The organism is Ensifer sp. Root31 (assembly GCF_001424825.1).
Classification (GTDB): domain Bacteria; phylum Pseudomonadota; class Alphaproteobacteria; order Rhizobiales; family Rhizobiaceae; genus Ensifer; species Ensifer canadensis.
In genome coordinates, this window is sequence record NZ_LMCO01000023.1 from 273,768 (window position 1) to 292,245 (window position 18,478).

Consider the following 18,478-nt stretch of genomic DNA (forward strand, 5'->3'; position numbering starts at 1 on the left):
CCCATAGCAAAACAGGCGGCCATTCAAAGTGCTGCAGCGACTTTGCGCGTCTGATTAAGACGCGCGGCGCTGTACGCGAACCGGATCGCCGCGTTTTCAAGCGCAGTGACGGCCAGTTGGAGGCAGAACGTCCGCAGGCTGCCGGCGTCGGGCCGCGAGTGGCGAGCGGCACGGCTCCCTTGCCTTCTGCGGCAAGATGCGAGCAGCGCTACTCCGCGGCGTGCGCCTTTACCTCCAGCGCCTCCAGCTCGTAGGAATAGCCTTCCAGCATTTCATAGGCCTGCTCGATCGTCTTGATCTGCTCTTCGGTGGTCTTGATCGCCTCGGCGATCGAGCGTGAGCGGGCGCGCAGCATCGAGCCGAGGACGTCGGTTTCCGGCCGGCGGCCGAGGCGGTCGAGGTGTTTTCGCACGCGGGCGCGGTGGCGCTCCAGCTCGAGGATGTGGAAGCGGCTCTTGACGATATCGTCGGAAAGCTTGCGGCGCATGGCGGCGACGGGGTCGAAGCTGCCGGGCTCGCGCTCGTCGAGAATGAAGTCGTTGACCAGGGTCTCCAGCATCATCAGGCCCTTGAGGTCGCGCGGCTCGGCGAGCTGCGGGTCGTAGCCGGTGTCGTCAAAGACCTTGCGGCGCACCGGATCCTTCAGGAGATCATAGACCGCCTGCAGCCGGGCGAATTGCTCGGCATCGCCGCCCGAGTCGGGATGGGCCGCCTTGGCCGCCTTGCGATAGGCCGTGCGGATGGCCTGGTCGTTCGCGTCGCGGTCCACGCCAAGCATCTCGTAGGGATCGATCACGCTGCCCCCTGTTCGTCTCGCATTCCGATTTCTCCGCCTGACCTAACGCACGCAACCGAAGACCGGAACCAATCACCGGTAAAGCCTGCGCGTTATCCCAAACTTGTTCAAGTGCTGATGCGGCGTGATGGGATCATCACCGCATCCGGGCGCCGCGTTCATCAAGTCGAGGCGCGCCGAAGCACTCGCCCTTCCGACGCGGCGGCGCGCACGTTCGTCCGTGGTCGGGACGAAATTGTGGTCGGAAACGGGCCGTCCCCGATTTTTCCATGCAGGACCAATGGTTACGGCGCAAACCGACCACGTGACCTGCGTCGCCCGCAACAGGAGCGATGGCCGGAAGGCGGCCCATCGAAGGGCGACGCACCTTGGCGCACGCGGAAACCGATGCGCGTTCGGCCCGCTTGTTCGGCTGCTTATCGGCCCGCGCGTGGCCGCGACAATCAACGGACGTCGCCATCAACGGCCCTCACACGCACTCCGCCCGCCGCGGGTGACCTTCGCTCTTTTCTGCGGCACGCGCCTGCCCCAAAACCTTGGTCGCCTCTTCCACTTTTGCCGATAGCGGCGATGGTTGCCCGCTGAGGAATGACACCAAGATCGCGATCATCCAGCGGCCGGAACGCGGCAGTCTGCAACATGCTCGCCGATAGCCCGCCCGGCTCTGCGTCCCCTCGCCGTTCGTCTGCACCAAGCGGCAGCCGCTACAGCGCCGCGCGTCTAATCAGACGCGCCAAGGTCGCTGTGGCGCTTTGAATTGCAGAAGCCCAAAACCCCTGAGAATGCTGTGGTTGGCGGCACATTTTCCCGAAATAAGCCGCGCGAATGGCTCTTGCGTTTTTTTGCAAATACTGTCACTGCTGCTACCGTTCGGGCGTTTTCAATCCCGGAGACTGGACTTTCTCTTTTGTGCCCGGCTTGCCGGGCCGGCCGGAAGCGGCAAATGGACGTTCTTTCCCCGTTATCGTGACTACTCGACGCCTATCCGCTTGTATGCGGAAGACGACACACCCACATCCTCACGGGGGCGCGGGTATAGCTTTAAGACTGAAGGAAAAGGACTTCTTCCATGGCCACTAAGGGCACCGTAAAATTCTTCAACCAGGACAAGGGTTTTGGTTTCATCACGCCGGACGGCGGCGCTAAGGACGTATTCGTCCACATCTCCGCTGTACAGGCCGCTGGCCTTGCTACGCTGAAGGACGGCCAGGTTGTCACGTTCGACACCGAAGCTGACCGCATGGGCAAGGGCCCGAAGGCCGTCAACATCCAGGCTTCGTAAGCCGGATCGTCCGACTGGACTTTTTGGAAGCGGCGCTCCCCAGGGGGCGCCGTTTTCGTTTGGGCTGTTGGTTTGTGTCGGGGCGGGTGCCGACGCATTGGCCGGAAGCCGCCTTCGCTTCGACCGAGGAGACCTCGGCATCCGCATCCGCAAGTATTCGCGGGGCGGCCAGGGGGATCATCGGCTCAAGGCCGAGGATGACAGCGGTTCAAGGCTGAGTATGGCGCCGGCTCAAATGAGAGACTCGCGTCGGTGTGAGGACGACGGCCGATGTTGGCGGGTCCGCCAGCTCTTTTCATTTGGCCTCAGGCGTTCTCGATCACCGTGAGGATCGACAACACACCATGTGGCCAGCAAGCGGGGCCACCGCTCTGCCTCGAACAAGTCGCCCCTCATTTCTGTGCTCGTCACAGAAATCCAGCAGCGCCGCGTCCGCGGCGCAAGGTTGCAGCTGTAGGCGCAGTCCCTAGTCGCCATGTGAGACATTCCGGCCGTGCCGACGCTGGCCCTCTGCGACATGCAGAGGATGACGTTCCGCGACGTCTCCGGACCTACTCGGCCGCCTGCTTTGCGGCTGCCGCCTCGAACACGGCATCGAAGGCGGCGTGGATGACCTCCGGCCCAGCCCCTTGGCGGGTGGCGTCAGACGACAGGATCTGGCGGTAGCGCCGTGCACCCGGCCAGCCCTGGAACAGCCCGACCATATGCCGCGTGACATGGGCGAGCCGGCCGCCATTGGCGATGTGGCCGGCCGCATAATCGGCCATCGCTTCGCGCAATTCCGCCCAGAAGGACAGGTCCAGCCGGTGGCCGCGCTCTGAGAAGTCGGCAGCGTCGTGAATGAGCGTCGGCGCGCCGGTCAGCGGATGCGGGAAAAAGCCATCGACCGACGAAAGCATGGCGCTGTCGTGATAGGCGGCCCGACCGAGCATCACGCCATCGAGATGCTTGAGCTCGTCAAGCGACTGATTCAAAGTCTGAAGTCCGCCGTTGAGGCCGATGAAAAGATTAGGGTTTTCAGCCTTCAGCCGGTGCACGAGAGCGTAGTCGAGCGGCGGGATGTCGCGGTTTTCCTTGGGCGAGAGCCCCTGCAGCCAGGCTTTGCGGGCATGGACCCAGACCGCGTCCGTACCGGCGTCGACGACGCGCGACACCAGATCGCGCAACGCCACTTCCGGATCCTGCTCGTCGACGCCGATGCGGCATTTCACCGTCACCGGGATCGTGACCGTGGCCTTCATCGCCGCCACGCATTCCGCCACCACGCCAGGCTCCTGCATCAGGCAGGCGCCAAAAGTGCCGGATTGCACCCGGTCGGACGGGCAGCCGACATTCATGTTGATTTCGTCATAGCCGAACGCTTCGGCAATGCGGGCCGCCTCCGCCATCTTGCGCGGATTGCTGCCGCCCAGCTGCAGCGCCACCGGATGCTCCGACGCATCAAAACCGAGCAGCTTCACCCGATCGCCCCTGAGGATCGCGTCGGCGACGATCATCTCGGTATAGAGCAGCGCATGCCGCGAAAGCCGGCGCGCAAAAAACCGGTAGTGCCGATCGGTCCAGTCGATCATCGGCGCCACGGCGAAGATCGGAGCCTTGAAATACGCTCTTCCGGCCGCAGATTTTGCTGCGTTCTCAGTCATTTCTTCTGTCTCTTGTTCGCTCGCGGCGGCAAAGGGCAGCGCGATGGCCACGCGCCCGCCGACGGCCAGCGTCTTGTACCGTTGCCGGCTTATATAATGGCGCAGGCAAGAAAGCGAGCCTTTGACGGGCAGCAAGGCTCCTGGCTGCGGATCGCCGTCATCGGGCGTGGCTGCTCACGCGAACGGCACGGCGGGACGCTTCGGATCAGAAATGCCGGCAACGCCACGGGCTGTTGCGACAGACGCTTCATTTCGCGCCAGAGTTTCTGGCAGACTTTGATGGCTTGCGCCCTGCCGCCTGCAAGACTTGCGTCGCGACATCCGAAGCCTTCGTCGGGCGGAGGCAGTTCGGCGGGGCCGGAAAGCCGGGCGCAAAAACGCACCAAAAATGGCTCACGCTCGAGCCGTCATCCTTGATAAAAAATCACAGGCGACTCGATCGGGGACCATTCATGCAAAATGTCATATTTGCTTTTGTGCTGGGGCTTGCGACGGCGGTTGCAACAGGCGCCTGGGCTCAGCCATTCAGGTCCCCGACCGCGCTCATCGAGGCGCTCTATGCGCCATATCTTGGCGACGGCGACACCTCGGAGCGCGACGCGTTTTTCTCCAACGATCTCACCAAGCTTTACGAGACCGACGCGGAGAAGAGCCAGGGTGAGGTCGGCGCCATCGGCTTCGACCCCGTCATCAACGGGCAGGATTGGGACATCGCCAACCTGCGCATCGGCAAGGCCGAAATCACCGGCCCATCCGCTGTCGTCACCGTGCGCTTCGAGAATTTTTCGGCGCCCGTCACCCTGCGCTACAGTCTGATGAACGAAGCCGGAAACTGGCAGGTCGACGACATCGAAAGCACCGAGGGCGATACCCGGTGGACGTTGAGCGAGATCTTCGCCAACGCGCAATATTGAAGCGGTAGATATGGCTCGAACCGCAGCACGGAAACGAATTCGCAGGTGGCCGGGCCGCGCAAACAACCAGACGCAAGCATCTTCGGCTTGACAGGCGGTATCACAGGCGATTAGGGCAGCGTCCCTGTATCGATACAGAAGGCAGGAACAAGGGAAGACGGCATGAAACGTGCGATCGTGGCACTCCTCACCCTCCAGCTCGCGGGTTGCCAGTCAGTGGCGCTCGAGGATCAGGAGATCGCGAAGCCGAAACCGCCTTCCGTGCCGACGCTCTCCGGCACCGATCTTCAGGCCCTTATCGTCGGCAAGTCGCTGCGCTACACCATTAACGGCGTCGTCTCCTCCTATTTTGCCGACGGCCGATATGGCTACCGCGATTACGAAGTGCGCGACGGCGGAACCTACACGATTGCGGGCGACGAAGTCTGCATCACCTTCGAGGATGGTGGCAGGCGCTGCGACCAATTCGCCCGGATCGGACCCGACTATGTCAGGATCGAGGAAGGCGGCCGCCAGACCAAGGTGGCAGGCGTCGGACCGGCCTGAACCGGCGACAGCGCTGCGGGCACCAGCGTCGCGGCAATGCTTCAGAAAGGCGGAGATGCCCGCGCTCGAAATTCGCCCTGCCCGTCCAGACGAGCGCCTGGCGCTGATCGAGCTTTCTCTCCAATCCGCTTCGCGAACCCCTTATTCCCAAGGGGTTCTATTATGGGGGGTTATGGCATAGTTCGCCGGGCACCGGGGCTTGGGTGCCGGGGGAGAAAGACGTGAACCCTTTGCGCTCGACACAATGTATCGCGCTGTCGCAGCCTGATATCGACACGCTGCAGCGCGTCTTCGACAACATCTGCGCCGAGCAACACTGGCCGCGCGACAGCGCCCGTGCCCGCCGCCATGCACGCATGCTGATCGACGAATATCTGGCCGGCACGACCAATGAGCAATTGCTGCTTGTCGTCGGCCGCTTGTTCGCCTCACGCTTGGCGGAGACATCGACCTCGGCCTAGGGGCGAAGTCCAGCGGTTGTGCTTCGGCAAGACGCACCCGGAAAAGCTGCTTACAAAAGCGTTATCCTGCGCTACATTAGCACAGTTGACCCTTGCCGCGTGGGAGGAGCCCTGTCGCAAGCAGTCGCGATGCCGACATTCATTGAGATGATCTCGAGGAGGAGACGCATGCATCAAATCATCTGGAACCAGCCGATCGAACTCGACTTCGTGACGGGCGATGTCCGCACCGTCAAGGGCCCGTCAGACGCGCTTGCCTGCCTTGCCGACCATTGGCCGCGGCGCGGACCGAGTTACGTCGCCGCCCGCAGCGCCTGCCGCGCCGCCATCGACGGCCGTCGCACGGTGGAAGAAGCGCGATCGCTGTTCATCTCGGCTGCAAATGAAGCCGAATTGAAAGCGCATTAAGAGGCATTTGCCACCCGCATTGAGTGCCCTGCACTCGCCCCTTGCCGTTGGCATGCGAAGAGCACGCCGGAGGGCCTGTTGATTGGCATCTGCGCCCTCTTGGAAGAAATGACTTGCGGCGGCGCGATCGCGCCCCAGACAGTGCCTGAGCATGGCATCCGGTGGTGGAGTTACCGTGCCGATTCGGCGCAGCATCTTCAAATAGCACGCAAATTTCCCGGAAATGGCCCGATTTCTGTCGTGAAGCCTTCATTTCTCTGCGCTATATCATGAGGTGCCTCACAAAAACCAATTTCGAAGCGTCTGAGTCCCATCAAGGGAAAAAGCATAATGTCCCAGAAAAAAGGGACAACGAAAACGGGAGAGATATCATGAGCGAGCAGAATCTCTATCGCATCGTTGAAGTCAGTGTGAAGCGCGACGGCGATCGTCGCGATGTCGGCATCATGACCGTGCGCCAAGCCCTGGAACTTCAAGTACCGAGCCTCGAATACAGCCATCCGGAACTGAACTCTCGGTCGGATGGACGGTTTCTCACGCGCGCCCAGTTGCAAGCCTACGCCTGCTGCGCCTGAGATAAACCCTTGCAGCACCCGAACAGGGTGTTAACGTCCGGCTGGGATTCGAAACAGCCGGACAATCATGCAAACAGTCATTCCACCTTCACCACCCGTCCTGTTGCCGATCGCCGGTAGCCTCGTGGGTTTTCCGGTGCGCCGGGTCTATTGCGTGGGCCGCAACTATGCGGCCCACGCCATCGAGATGGGTCACGACCCGGATCGCGAACCGCCGTTCTTCTTCCAGAAGAACCCGGACAACCTGCTGGTGGCCGATAAGACCTTCCCCTATCCGCCGCGCACGGCCGATGTGCACCATGAGGTCGAGCTGGTTGTCGCCTTGAAAAGCGGCGGCGCCGACATCCCTGTCGAACAGGCGCTCGACTGCGTCTACGGCTATGCTGTTGGCATCGACTTCACCCGCCGCGACCTGCAGGCCGAGGCCAAGAAGGCGGGCAAGCCCTGGGCAGCGGCCAAGGCCTTCGAACATTCGGCGCCTGTTTCCGAGATCGTGCCGGTCGAGGCGATCGGTCATCCCGTCAACGGCAATATCTGGCTGAAGGTCAATGGCGAGCTACGCCAGCAGGGCGATCTCGAGCAGATGATCTGGAAGATACCCGAAGTCATCTCGGAGCTTTCACGGCTGTTCACGCTCGCCCCCGGCGACATCATCATGACCGGGACCCCTTCGGGTGTCGGTCCGGTGGTGCGCGGCGACGCGGTGACCTGCGGCGTCGATGGCGTCGCGGCGCTTGCCGTTACCGTTCTCTAAGATCGGAGCGCTTCCGCTTTCGTTTCGGAACGCATCGCGGAAGCGCCCCATCGCATTGTCTTGACGCATCTCCCGATAAAGGAAGCGCTGCACGCGGTTTCAGGGAATGCTCCAACAACAAGGATTGCCCGATGCCGCTCTATGCCCTTGGACCGCTGCGTCCGCAAACGCCTACTGAGGGCAGCTACTGGGTGGCGCCTGATGCCAACATCATCGGCCAGGTGGAAATCGGCGAGGATGTCGGCATCTGGTTCGGCGCCACGCTGCGCGGCGACAACGAGCTGATCCGGCTCGGCGCCCGCACCAATATCCAGGAAAACACCGTCATTCACGTCGACCCCGGCTTTCCCGTGACCATCGGCGAAGGCTGCACCATCGGTCATGGCGCCATCATCCACGGCTGCACCATCGGCGACAACTCGCTGATCGGCATGGGCGCAACGGTGCTGAACGGTGCGAAGATCGGCCGCAACTGCCTGGTCGGCGCAAATGCGCTGGTGACCGAGGGCAAGGAGTTCCCCGACAATTCGCTGATCGTCGGCGCGCCCGCCAAGGCCATCCGCACGCTTGACGATGCCGCCGTCGAAGGGCTGAAGCGCTCGGCCAGCCACTACGTCAAGAACTGGCAGCGCTATGCGATGCAGCTGACGAAGCTCGACTAGAGCGTTTCCGGTTTAAACGGAGTCACAAAACGCTGACGGAAAACCGCTTCGCACTTTTCCTGGAATTGCTCTAAGCGCGACGAGCCCGCCGCGCTCAGTCAGGCGCAGCTCTGGCAGTGACCACGGATCTCGATGGTGGTCTTTTCCGTCTTGAAGTTCTGTGCACGCGTCAGCGCCGACAACCGCTGCTCGATCGCGGTGTCGTGGAACTCGGTTACCTGCCCACACCCCTCGCAGATCGTAAACGCCGTGACCCCGTGATCATGCTCGTGCTCGTGCGGGCATGTGCAGGCAACGAAGGCGTTGAGGCTTTCGAGCCGGTGCACGAGGCCATACTCGAGCAGCTTGTCGAGCGCGCGATAGACCTGCAGTGGCGCGCGAAACCCCTGGTCGCGCAGCTTGTCGAGGATTGTGTAGGCGCTCAAGGGGCCTTCGGAATGGCTGAGCGCATTCATCACCATCGTCTGGTTCTTGGTCAGTTGCGGGGTCGTCATCAATGATGCCCTCCAGGCGTGGAATGAGACGCTGTCTCCAACCGACGCCGCCCGATCGGCAGCAGACTCAGTACGAAAAGCGCAAGTGCAGCAACGACGATAGACGGTCCCGACGGCGTGTCCCAGTGCAGCGAACCGAAAAGCCCACCGGTAACGGCAAGCGCACCGATCACCGAGGCAAGAACCGCCATTATTTCCGGCGACGTCGCAAAGCGGCGGGCTGTGGCCGCCGGGATGATCAGCAGCGAGGTGATCAAGAGGATGCCGACGATCTTCATGGCGATGGCGATCACCAGCGCCATCAACAGCATGAAGAACAACCGCGCCCGCTCCGGCTTCATGCCCTCGGCCTCGGCGAGTTCAGGATTGACCGTGGAGGCCAGCAGCGGCCGCCAGAGATAGACGATCGCGAAGATCACCAGGATGCCGCCGCCCCAGATGATGTCGATGTCGGATTCCGACACAGCGAGAATGTCGCCGAAGAGAAAGCCGACGAGATCGATGCGCACCCAGGTCATGAAGGCGACGATGACGAGGCCGATCGACAGCGCCGAATGCGACAGGATGCCGAGCAGCGCATCGGTCGACAGCGCCCCGCGCCGCTGCAGGAACAGCAGTAATATCGACACGGCAGCCGCAACGATGAACACCGCCACCATCAGGTTGAGATCGAGAAGCAGCGACAGCGCCACACCCAGCAGCGCCGAATGCGCCATGGTATCGCCGAAATAGGCCATGCGCCGCCAGATGACGAAGCAGCCGAGCGGCCCCGCCATCACGGCGATACCGATGCCGGCGATCAGCGCCCGGACGAAGAAATCGTCAAGCATCGCGCTTCTCCTTCACCTCGAAGCCATGCAGGCGGGTGTGGTGGCCGCAGCCGCAATCCTCGCCATGGTCATGCACGTTGTCGTCCTCGTCGTGGTGATGGCCGTCGCCCGGGTAACAGTGCTCGGTGATCGAACCATCAGCATGCAGCACGCGCCCGTCAGGCAGATGCGTGTGGTCGTGATTGTGGCTGTAGACCGCAAGCGTGCTGGCAGCGCGCCTGCCGAACAGCTTCTGGTACTCCGGGCTCTGGCTGACGGCCTGCGGCGTGCCGCGGCAGCAGACATGGCCATTGAGGCAGACGACCGTGTCGGTTTCGGCCATGACGATATGCAGATCGTGCGAGATCAGCAGGATGCCGCAGCCGGTGCGGTTGCGGATCTGCTTGATCAGTTCGTAGAGCGCGATCTCACCGCTGAAGTCGACGCCCTGCACCGGTTCGTCGAGCACCAGCAGGTCCGGCTTGCGGGCGATCGCCCGCGCGAGCAACGCCCGCTGGAATTCACCGCCCGACAGATGCTGCACCTCGGCTTTCGCCAGATGCAGAACGCCGGTCGCCGACAGCGCCTCCTCGATCTCCCTGCCCTTCAGCGGGCCGGTCAGCGTCATCAGCCGTTCGACTGTCAAGGGCAGCGTCCAGTCGACTGCAAGCTTCTGCGGGACATAGCCGACCTTCAGGCCCGGCTTGCGCTCGACAAAACCTTCGTCGGCCTTCAGCACGCCGATCGCCGTCTTCGCGGTCGTTGACTTGCCAGAGCCATTGGGGCCGATCAGCGTGACGATCTCGCCCGGGCTGATGGAAAACTCCACGCCACGCACCAGCCAGCGGCCGTTGCGGCTGACGCCGGCATTGTTCAACCGCACCAGCGGTGTCGTTTCTGGGGATCGGAAATTCAGCATCAAAAAATTCCGGATTGGCGGTTGCCACTGGCTATCGCACACGTTATAGCATAACGCAATTGATGTAATAACATTACATTGAAACATCGACACGTTCAACCGGACGTATGCTCGGTGTTTCAAGTGTCCGAACTGCGCCTGTCCCTGGCCGAAAACGATAGTCGGTTCAGGGCCTTGCGTGACATTCAAGCCCGGAGAAACCGATGAAATCGTCTTCCGCCCTGCTCTTTGCCTCCACAATCCTGCTGTCTTCGCCCGTTGCAGCGGCCGGCCCCAATGTGGTGGCTTCGATCAAGCCTGTCCACTCGCTCGTCGCTTCGATCATGCAGGGCGTCGGCGAACCGTCGCTGATCGTCGAGGGTGCTGCTTCGCCCCATACCTACAACATGAAACCGTCGAACGCCGCGGCGCTGCAGGCGGCCAAGGTGGTCTTCTGGGTCGGCCCGGGGCTCGAAGCCTTCCTCGACAAGCCGCTCGATGCGCTGAGCGGCGGCGCCAAGGTGGTGGAGCTCAGCGAAGCGCCGGGTCTTGAGAAGCTGAAGTTCCGCGAAGGCGGCGCCTTCGAGGCGCATGATCACGACGACGAGGGCCATGGTGAGGAGGGCCACAAGCACGCCGAGGGCGAAGCGGAACACGACGATGCCGCAGCTCCCGAGGCTGCTGCCGCAGATGACCACGATCATGCGCATGAGGGCCATGATCACGAAGGCTTCGACATGCACCTGTGGCTCGACCCGCAAAATGCTAGGGCGATGGCAGCCGAGATCGAAAAGACGCTCACAGAGGCCGACCCGGACAATGCCGGCGCCTACAAGGCCAATCTCGAGAAACTCAACCAGCGCCTCGACGCGCTGGACAAGAGCCTGGTCGCAACCGTCGCGCCGGTGAAGGACAAGCCCTTCGTCGTCTTCCACGATGCCTATCAGTATTTCGAGCATCGCTACCAGGTGCGGGTGGCGGGCTCGATCACGGTCAGCCCGGAGGTTCTGCCCGGCGCCGATCGGCTGTCGCAGATCCACGCCAAGATCAAGGAACTGGGTGCGACCTGCGTCTTTGCCGAACCGCAGTTCGAACCGAAACTGATCAATGTGGTGATCGAAGGCACGCCGGCGAAATCCGGGACGCTCGATCCAGAGGCGGCCACGCTCGATGCCGGGCCGGACCTCTACTTCCAGCTGATGGAAGGTATCGGCACGTCGCTCAAGACCTGCCTCGCCTCGGCAAGCTGATCCGTGCTCCCAAGGCGGCATAGCCGTCCTCCCAAGGCGGCAAAGGCGCGCCACGCGCCGCCCCTCTCCGTCATGCTCGGGCTTGACCCGAGCATCCAGCGTGCCTCCCTGTGGGGCTTTCAGCCGCTGGATCCTCGGGTCAAGCCCGAGGATGACGAAAGGACAGATCAAGCCCCGGAAGTGACCGGCGGACAGGTCTAACCGATGACTGAGACCGGTCGAGGCAGGACCGGCGCACAAGGCCGAAGCCTCGCGGCCGATGGCAAAGCCAGTCCACGAGCGACCGGATTGTTCAGGCGGGCGTAAGCGTCCGCCTTTTATAGGCGCGTCAAGCGTAATGGTATAACATACAGGAAACAACGATGGAAAGACTTCCCGTAACCGTGCTGTCCGGCTTCCTTGGCGCCGGCAAGACGACGCTGCTCAACCATGTGCTGTCCAACCGCGACGGCTTGCGTGTAGCCGTCATCGTCAACGATATGAGCGAGATCAATATCGACGCCGCGTTGATCCGCGACGGCGGCGCCAACCTGTCGCGCACCGAAGAGCAGCTCGTTGAAATGACCAATGGCTGCATCTGTTGCACGCTGCGCGACGATCTGCTGCGCGAAGTCCGCGATCTCGCCGAACAGAACCGCTTCGACTACCTGCTGATCGAATCGAGCGGCATTTCCGAACCCCTGCCCGTCGCAACCACCTTCGATTTTCGCGACGAGGATGGCGAAAGCCTTACCGACGTCGCCCGCCTCGACACCATGGTCACCGTGGTCGATGCCGCCAATCTGCTTGCTGACTACTCCTCGCTCGATTTCCTTGCCGATCGCGGCGAGACGGCAGGCGAAGGCGATACCCGCACATTGGTCGACTTGCTTGTCGAGCAGATCGAGTTCGCCGATGTCGTCGTGCTCAACAAGATCGGCACGGCTACATCAGAGCAGCGCGATGCCGCACGCAAGATCATCGTCGGGCTGAACCCGGATGCGCAGCTGGTGGAAGTGGATTTCGGCCAGGTGGAACTGCGCGACGTGCTCGGCACCGGCCGCTTCGACCTTGCCAAGGCCGAACAGCACCCGCTCTGGTACAAGGAGCTGCATGGTTTCAAGGATCATATTCCGGAAACCGAGGAATACGGCATCCGCTCCTTCGTCTACAAGGCCCGCCGCCCGTTCGATCCCACCCGGTTCCAGGCGTTTCTCAATCGCTCCTGGCAGGGCGTGGTGCGGGCCAAGGGTTTCTTCTGGCTGGCGACGCGACCCTATCATGTCGGCGAACTGAGCCAGGCCGGGCCGCTGGTCAGAACATCAAAGATGGGCCTGTGGTGGGCGGCAGTGCCTAGGGAGCAATGGCCGCGCGACCCGGGCTTCCTGAAGGCTGTCGGTCCCTACATCGATCCCGTCTGGGGCGATCGCCGCCAGGAGATCGTCTTCATCGGCGCCGACCCCCTGGATCAGGCGATGCTGACGGCCGAACTCGACGCCTGCCTGGTCAATGACACCAGCTTCCAGCCGGACCGTTGGCGGGATCTGCCCGATCCCTTCGCGAACTGGTCGCAGCGGGCGGCCTGATGCAGGCGGCCGGTCCAAGACCACGTCGACCGCGCTTCACCTGCATGGGCCTCAATGCCGCCGGCAGGCCCGTGCCGATGTTCGATCCGTTCTTTGATGGACAGGATAATGGGGAGGAGGCACTCGCCCCGCCCGGCCCGCTGGAGCGACTGCTTTTCGGAGAGCGGGGTCGGACTGAAGCCGCGGACATTCCGTCGCTGCGTCGAACGACGGTGTAGGGAAAATCGAAGGGGTAGCCATAAAGCGCCCCCGGACTGCTGACAAAGTTGCCGCTGGTTATCTGCCGACCATTGGCAAGCTCAAGGCGATCGGAAACTTCCTTCATTCCTGTGCCTGTCACAGGAATCCAGTCAGCCCAAGTCCTTGGGCTAAAGGGTCTTTTGGCCCGACAGACGTCGGGCCACTGGATCCCCGCCACAAGGGCGAGGATGAGGAGAGCGGGTTTCGCCCTTCGTCAATAGATTCTTTCAGAGGCTGTAATAAGTTTGAAGGGGCAGCCCGAAAGGCTGCCCTCGATCAAATCGTTCAACGCGCAGACGTCAGGCCGACGATGACGCCGGTCGCAAGGCTGATCAGCAGGAAGTCGTTGTCGACACGCACCCACTGCTGGCCGCGCGGCGGCTGGCGCAGCTTGTAGCGGCGATAATCGCGCACCTGCGCCATGTGGCGGCGCTCGGCGGGGCTCAACCGATGGCCGCGCGACCAGCGTTCCTTCTTCTTGACGATGACACGCTTTTCGATTGTCACGTGCTTGTCGACATGCCGGTCCACGTGGCGGTCGACAGGTCGACGCTGATAGCGGTCGTAGTTCTGTGCGACCTCGAAGGAACCTGCCGGCTGGGCAAAGGCTGCTACCGGTGTGATCAGGAAGGAGCTGGCGACCAGAGCGGTCAGGAGACGTTTCATCGGGGTATCCTTTCGTTATTTGCACCCCGAAAATAGGTCCGGCTTCCTGAACCGAATATGAAACGCTACATTACAAATACGTAATGATATCGAGTACTTATAAGCGTTACCTTACAGACTGATATTCTCACTCTGAGAGGCTGACGTAACGGAACAGATCGAAATCCGCCGCCAGTCCCGCACCCGACGTGTCGAAGGCGAACATGCCGGCGAAAGCGCCGGTAAACGATCCATGTTCGCCGCGGCCGCCCTCGTCCGACACCACGCCAGCGTCGAGCACCGGGCCGAGGGCCTGCCAATCGACCGCCCCGTCTGCGCGCCAGAAGAACTGCAGGTCATTGTCGCGGATCTCCATGGCAAGCCCGATCGGCCCTCCGGGCACGGCGATGCCGCTTCCGACAGGAAACTGCAGCCGGCCAAGCGGGAAGTCGCCCGGGCAGGACAGGATCGTCAGCGTCCGCCCAAGAGTCTCGTGCCAGGTGAGGCCGAGCGCATGAAACTTGTGGCGGTTGTAGTAGTGCGTCAGCCCGGCGACCTGCTGATAGGTCTCCGGCGCGAAGTCGACCAAGGTTTCAGCGCGGAAAGAATGATGCTCCTGCCGGCGGGCGACCAAAGCCTGCTCGAACCAGCTGCCGATGCTTTCGCGGGCAAAGAGCCTCAAGTGCCCTGCCCGCCTTTCCAGCGAAAAGATCCGCTCCGGCAGCGGCGTGCGCAGCCACTGGAACTCGGCCGGAAGCGCGGCCCCATCGAAATCGGTTTCGACCACGCGCGGCTCCACCAAGGCCCCGACCGGGCCTGGAGCTGCGACCAGGACTTCGGGAACCGGCCCGCCGTTTTCGAGATAGAGCCAGCCGTCATCGCGCCAGACGCATTTCTGCAGTGCCGTCTCGCGGCCAAGCGTGCAGCGACGCTCCGGCGGCAGCGGCCGGCCGCAGAGATGGGTGTGATAGGCTTGCCCGTCCGGCGTCTCGACATATTGCCCGTGCCCTGCGCGCTGCAGCGGCGCATCAGGGTGATCCTTTGACGTGATTAGGTAGGTATCGGGATGGATTTCGTAGGGACCGTCGATCGTGCGCGACCGCGCCATGGTCACGACATGGTCGTATCCCGTGCCGCCTTCCGCCGTCGTCAGATAGTACCAGCCATTGCGCTTGAAGAGATGCGGCCCTTCGACCAGACCGAGCGGCGAGCCGGCAAAGATGTTCTTCACCGGCCCGGCCAGCCTGCGCGCGCGCTCGTCCCATTCCTGCAAGAGGATACCGTCGAAGGCCGGATGTTTCGGCGAGCCGCCTCTGCGATGGTTCCACTGCATGTTGAGGAACCATTTTCGCCCATCGTCGTCATGGAACAGCGACGGGTCGAAGCCGGAGGAATTGACGTAGACAGGATCGGACCAGACGGCTTCGATCGCCTCTGCCGTGACGATGTAGTTGTGTGCGTCCTTGAAGTTGCCGTCGAAGCGCTTGACGTCGGTATAAACAAGGAAGAACAGGCCGTCGTTATAGGAAAGGCACGGCGCCCAGACGCCGCAGCTATCCGGGTTGCCACGCATGTCCAGCTGGCTTGCCCGCTCCAGCGGCCGGCGCACCAGACGCCAGTTCACCAGATCGCGCGAATGGTGGATCTGCACGCCCGGATACCACTCGAAGGTGGACGTGGCGATGTAATAGTCATCGCCCACCCGGCAGATGGACGGGTCCGGGTTGAAGCCGGGCAGGATCGGATTGCGAATCAGGGCAGTCATTCCTCGGGCATCCTCCAATTGTCGGCCGCATCCAGCCCCAAACCGCCGTGATTTTCAAGACTGCAACGTTACAGTTGGTGACGTAGCCCACGACGCGGCATGAGTGGTTCACGCAGTATTGCCATTTGCGCCCTTCACATCTGCAGTGAAACCCACTGGCGATACTGGTTGGCACCCTGTTGTGCACAATGATTGGGCAATCGCCTGACAGCTCCATTCGACTTTAGTCTGGGGTGGCGGAACTAACCGGGAAAATCGAGCCTCGGACTTGAACGCTGGCTTGAAATCGGCACTCTGGTTGTGCTTGGCACAAAAACCAAAACAGCCACTGCGGGGAGGAAATCGATGAAAGCGTTACTCGGCTTCAGCCGACTCATAGACACGACGACCGAGTTCATCGGCAAATCGGTGTCCTGGCTCATTCTGGTCGCTGTGCTCGTCAGCGCCGGCAATGCCATCATCCGGAAAATGTTCAACATGTCGTCGAACGCCTGGCTCGAGGCGCAGTGGTATCTCTTCGGGGCGGCCTTCATGTTCGCCGCCGCCTATACACTGAGCCAGAACGAACACATCCGCATCGACGTCGTCTACGGCCAGTTCTCGCGCCGCGTGCAGCACTGGATCGACCTGTTCGGTCACGTCTTCTTCCTGATGCCGTTCGTGCTGCTGATGCTCTATTACTTCGTGCCCTACGTGAAGATGTCCTACATCTCGGGCGAGGGCTCCTCCAGCGCCGGTGGCCTGATCATCTGGCCGGCCAAGGCCATCCTGCTCTTCGGCTTCCTGCTGCTCGCCTTCCAGGGCGTATCCGAAATCATCAAGAAGGTCGCGATCATGACCGGCAACATGGACGACCCGACACCCTATGTGCCGACCCATGCACCGCTTGACGACGTCGTCGCTCCGGAGGCCCGTCCATGATCGAATTCATTGCTGAAAACCTGGCACCGATCATGTTCGTCTCGCTGATCGTGTTCCTGCTGCTGGGCTATCCCGTCGCCTTCTCGCTCGCCGCCAACGGCCTCCTGTTCTTCATCATCGGCGTGGAGCTCGCTCCGCTGTCGGATTCGATCAACCTGTCCTGGCCATTGCTCAACGCGCTTCCCGACCGGTTCTGGGGGGTGATGTCGAACGACACATTGCTTGCCATCCCCTTCTTCACCTTCATGGGGATCGTGCTCGAGAAATCGGGCATGGCGGAAGACCTGCTCGACACAATCGGCCAGCTCTTCGGCCCGATCCGCGGTGGTCTCGCCTATGCGGTCATCTTCGTCGGCGCGCTGCTTGCAGCCACCACCGGCGTGGTTGCAGCCTCGGTCATCGCCATGGGCCTGATCTCGCTGCCGATCATGCTGCGCTACGGCTACGACCGCAGGGTCGCATCGGGCGTCATCGCTGCCTCCGGCACGCTCGCCCAGATCATCCCGCCATCGCTCGTTCTGATCGTTCTCGCCGACCAGCTCGGCCGCTCAGTCGGCGACATGTATGCCGGCGCGCTTATCCCGGGCCTGGTCCTGACCGGCCTCTACATGATCTATATCCTGATCATGACCTTCGTCCGGCGTGACTCGATGCCGGCCCTGCCGCTGGCCGCCCGCACACTCGGCTCCGGCGTCACCTCACTGATCGTCGCGCTCATCGTCGCCGGCGCCTTTGCCTACGCGGCGCATATCTATCTCTATCCGACCCATGGCGAGAACGCCGACATCCTCGGCGCCACCGTTGGCGTCGGCTTCATCTACGTCGTCGCTCTTCTGGATCGCGGCTTGAAGATCAATGCGATGTCGCGGCTTGCCCAGCAGGTCATCATCGTGCTGATCCCACCGCTGGCGCTGATCTTCCTCGTGCTCGGCACCATCTTCCTCGGTATCGCCACGCCGACAGAAGGCGGCGCCATGGGTGCGGTCGGTGCACTGATCATGGCGGCGGCCAAGGGCCGCCTGAGCATGGACGTCGTTCGCTCGGCCCTGGCGGCAACCACCCGGCTTTCCGCTTTCGTGCTGTTCATCCTCATCGGCGCCCGCGTGTTTTCGCTGACCTTCTACGGCGTCAACGGCCACATCTGGGTCGAACACCTGCTGACGGCGATGCCGGGCGGCGAGACCGGCTTCCTGATCACGGTCAACCTGCTCGTCTTCTTCCTGGCGTTCTTCCTCGACTTCTTCGAGCTTGCCTTCATCATCGTGCCGCTCTTGGCTCCGGCCGCCGACAAGCTCGGCATCGACCTGATCTGGTTCGGCGTGCTGCTCGGCATCAACATGCAGACCAGCTTCATGCATCCGCCGTTCGGCTTCGCGCTCTTCTATCTGCGCTCGGTCGCGGCCAAGGTGCCCTATCTCGACAGGGTCACCGGAAAGATGACACAACCGGTGACGACAGGGCAGATTTACTGGGGGGCTGTGCCCTTCGTCGGCATCCAGATCATCATGGTGGCGCTGACGATCATGTTCCCGCAGATGGTCATGCACTACAAGGGAAGCGGCGAAGTCATCGATCCGAACACCATCAAGATCGAGGTGCCCGGATTCGGGACCGGTGGCGGCGGGCTTACGCTCCCCGACAACGGCGGCGGCCTCGGCCTTCCCGGCGGTCTCCAGCTTCCGGGCGGCAGCCCGCTCGACCAGAAGCCGGCGGACCAGAACGGCGGGGCTGGCGCACAACCGCAGACGGCGCCGTCAAACGACCTGAGCCAGCCGCCTTCGTTCAAGTAACGTTCGGCTTATGCAGACAGAGGGCGGCCCCGTAAAGGGCCGCCCTCTCAGCTTGCTGCC

Annotated in this window: 19 protein-coding genes; 12 read left to right on the forward strand and 7 right to left on the reverse strand. The window is 62.3% G+C overall.

All coding sequences use genetic code 11. The features are described 5' to 3' along the window. Positions 1 to 208: 208 nt before the first annotated feature. Positions 209 to 778, reverse strand: coding sequence for a J domain-containing protein (locus tag ASD00_RS21370; RefSeq protein WP_107027611.1), 570 nt, complete (start codon positions 776 to 778; stop codon positions 209 to 211). Between the two features lie 1,087 nt (positions 779 to 1,865). On the opposite strand from ASD00_RS21370, the gene ASD00_RS21375 reads away from it, so the two are divergent. Next, positions 1,866 to 2,078: a cold-shock protein gene (locus ASD00_RS21375; RefSeq protein WP_025427309.1), complete on the forward strand. Its 213-nt coding sequence runs from the start codon at positions 1,866 to 1,868 to the stop codon at positions 2,076 to 2,078. 551 nt (positions 2,079 to 2,629) lie between these two features. Here the strand turns inward: ASD00_RS21375 and dusA are convergent. Further along, positions 2,630 to 3,721: a tRNA dihydrouridine(20/20a) synthase DusA gene (gene dusA / locus ASD00_RS21380; RefSeq protein WP_057208756.1), complete on the reverse strand. Its 1,092-nt coding sequence runs from the start codon at positions 3,719 to 3,721 to the stop codon at positions 2,630 to 2,632. Positions 3,722 to 4,173: 452 nt separating this feature from the next. Between dusA and ASD00_RS21385 the strand changes: the two genes are divergently transcribed. The 7 genes from ASD00_RS21385 (at position 4,174) to ASD00_RS21415 (ending at position 8,041) form a co-directional block, all read left to right on the forward strand. Then, on the forward strand, positions 4,174 to 4,635 hold the full coding sequence (locus ASD00_RS21385) for a DUF3828 domain-containing protein (protein WP_063963317.1): 462 nt from the start codon (positions 4,174 to 4,176) through the stop codon (positions 4,633 to 4,635). A gap of 162 nt (positions 4,636 to 4,797) precedes the next feature. Beyond that, positions 4,798 to 5,181, forward strand: coding sequence for a hypothetical protein (locus ASD00_RS21390; protein ID WP_057208715.1), 384 nt, complete (start codon positions 4,798 to 4,800; stop codon positions 5,179 to 5,181). 221 nt (positions 5,182 to 5,402) lie between these two features. Then, on the forward strand, positions 5,403 to 5,642 hold the full coding sequence (locus ASD00_RS21395) for a hypothetical protein (RefSeq protein ID WP_171519872.1): 240 nt from the start codon (positions 5,403 to 5,405) through the stop codon (positions 5,640 to 5,642). A gap of 168 nt (positions 5,643 to 5,810) precedes the next feature. After that, positions 5,811 to 6,050, forward strand: coding sequence for a DUF982 domain-containing protein (locus ASD00_RS21400; RefSeq protein ID WP_025427314.1), 240 nt, complete (start codon positions 5,811 to 5,813; stop codon positions 6,048 to 6,050). A 371-nt stretch (positions 6,051 to 6,421) separates the two neighbouring features. Then, complete coding sequence (locus ASD00_RS39050; protein ID WP_025427315.1) at positions 6,422 to 6,625, forward strand: hypothetical protein; 204 nt, start codon at positions 6,422 to 6,424, stop codon at positions 6,623 to 6,625. Positions 6,626 to 6,692: 67 nt separating this feature from the next. Continuing rightward, positions 6,693 to 7,379 (forward strand): fumarylacetoacetate hydrolase family protein, encoded by a 687-nt coding sequence (locus ASD00_RS21410; protein ID WP_025427316.1) that lies wholly within the window; start codon positions 6,693 to 6,695, stop codon positions 7,377 to 7,379. A gap of 131 nt (positions 7,380 to 7,510) precedes the next feature. Further along, positions 7,511 to 8,041: a gamma carbonic anhydrase family protein gene (locus ASD00_RS21415; protein WP_025427317.1), complete on the forward strand. Its 531-nt coding sequence runs from the start codon at positions 7,511 to 7,513 to the stop codon at positions 8,039 to 8,041. A 98-nt stretch (positions 8,042 to 8,139) separates the two neighbouring features. Here ASD00_RS21415 and ASD00_RS21420 read toward each other — a convergent pair whose 3' ends face one another. The 3 genes from ASD00_RS21420 to ASD00_RS21430 are packed head-to-tail and all read right to left on the reverse strand — an operon-like array spanning position 8,140 to position 10,263. Then, positions 8,140 to 8,535 carry a Fur family transcriptional regulator gene (locus ASD00_RS21420; RefSeq protein ID WP_025427318.1) on the reverse strand — a complete coding sequence of 132 codons (396 nt, stop codon included), beginning with the start codon at positions 8,533 to 8,535 and terminating at the stop codon, positions 8,140 to 8,142. Next, positions 8,535 to 9,365: a zinc ABC transporter permease subunit ZnuB gene (gene znuB / locus ASD00_RS21425; protein ID WP_025427319.1), complete on the reverse strand. Its 831-nt coding sequence runs from the start codon at positions 9,363 to 9,365 to the stop codon at positions 8,535 to 8,537. The genes ASD00_RS21420 and znuB overlap by 1 nt, the downstream gene beginning before the upstream one ends. Next, positions 9,358 to 10,263 carry an ATP-binding cassette domain-containing protein gene (locus tag ASD00_RS21430; protein WP_025427320.1) on the reverse strand — a complete coding sequence of 302 codons (906 nt, stop codon included), beginning with the start codon at positions 10,261 to 10,263 and terminating at the stop codon, positions 9,358 to 9,360. Before ASD00_RS21430 ends, znuB begins: the two co-directional genes overlap by 8 nt. Before the next feature lie 203 nt (positions 10,264 to 10,466). Here ASD00_RS21430 and znuA point away from each other — a divergent pair, with 203 nt between their 5' ends. Together znuA and zigA are read left to right on the forward strand one after the other, a co-directional pair. Further along, the gene (gene znuA, locus ASD00_RS21435) at positions 10,467 to 11,492 is read left to right on the forward strand and encodes a zinc ABC transporter substrate-binding protein ZnuA (RefSeq protein ID WP_025427321.1); all 1,026 of its coding nucleotides are present in this window, start codon (positions 10,467 to 10,469) and stop codon (positions 11,490 to 11,492) included. Positions 11,493 to 11,854: 362 nt separating this feature from the next. Beyond that, the gene (gene zigA / locus ASD00_RS21440; RefSeq protein WP_057208718.1) at positions 11,855 to 13,057 is read left to right on the forward strand and encodes a zinc metallochaperone GTPase ZigA; all 1,203 of its coding nucleotides are present in this window, start codon (positions 11,855 to 11,857) and stop codon (positions 13,055 to 13,057) included. A gap of 525 nt (positions 13,058 to 13,582) precedes the next feature. Here the strand turns inward: zigA and ASD00_RS21445 are convergent. Both ASD00_RS21445 and ASD00_RS21450 read right to left on the reverse strand, forming a co-directional pair. Continuing rightward, a complete protein-coding gene (locus tag ASD00_RS21445) occupies positions 13,583 to 13,963 on the reverse strand; it encodes an RcnB family protein (protein ID WP_025427323.1) in 381 nt (126 codons plus the stop codon). A gap of 127 nt (positions 13,964 to 14,090) precedes the next feature. Then, positions 14,091 to 15,707 carry a glycoside hydrolase family 43 protein gene (locus tag ASD00_RS21450; protein ID WP_057208720.1) on the reverse strand — a complete coding sequence of 539 codons (1,617 nt, stop codon included), beginning with the start codon at positions 15,705 to 15,707 and terminating at the stop codon, positions 14,091 to 14,093. Positions 15,708 to 16,052: 345 nt separating this feature from the next. Here ASD00_RS21450 and ASD00_RS21455 point away from each other — a divergent pair, with 345 nt between their 5' ends. Next, entirely contained in the window at positions 16,053 to 16,628 is a 576-nt protein-coding gene (locus ASD00_RS21455) for a TRAP transporter small permease subunit (RefSeq protein ID WP_025427325.1), read from the forward strand. Beyond that, positions 16,625 to 18,418 (forward strand): TRAP transporter large permease subunit, encoded by a 1,794-nt coding sequence (locus ASD00_RS21460; RefSeq protein ID WP_025427326.1) that lies wholly within the window; start codon positions 16,625 to 16,627, stop codon positions 18,416 to 18,418. Before ASD00_RS21455 ends, ASD00_RS21460 begins: the two co-directional genes overlap by 4 nt. Positions 18,419 to 18,478: the final 60 nt, after the last annotated feature.